This window comes from Larkinella sp. C7 (genome assembly GCF_006149005.1).
Taxonomy (GTDB): Bacteria; Bacteroidota; Bacteroidia; order Cytophagales; family Spirosomataceae; genus Larkinella.
Genome location: NZ_VBSL01000276.1, coordinates 1 through 318, shown reverse-complemented (window position 1 = coordinate 318; position 318 = coordinate 1). Strand labels below are relative to the sequence as shown.

General features: G+C 45.3%; 1 protein-coding gene. It reads left to right on the top strand.

Annotated features, from left to right (window positions below):
• A partial coding sequence (locus FH871_RS35410) for an ATP-grasp domain-containing protein (RefSeq protein ID WP_138995393.1) occupies positions 1-318 on the top strand: 318 nt, incomplete at both ends.

Sequence of the window (318 nt, the reverse complement as noted above, 5' to 3'; positions counted from 1 at the left end):
GGTGGCTATGATGGGCATGGACAAAAGGTTATTCGTTCAGAAGCAGATTTGGAAGAAGCCTATGTGCTAGCTGACTCTGCAGACTGTGTCTTGGAAGAGTTCGTTAACTTCGACCTTGAAATTTCGGTTATCGTGTCTGGTAACGGCAAGGACGTGACGGTTTTCCCAGTTCAGGAAAATATCCACCGCAACAATATCCTCTCTAAAACTATCGTGCCTGCCCGCATTTCTGATAGTCTAGCAGAGAAAGCTAAAGCTATGGCCGTGAAGATTGCTGAGCAACTTAACCTCTCTGGTACTCTCTGTGTAGAAATGTTT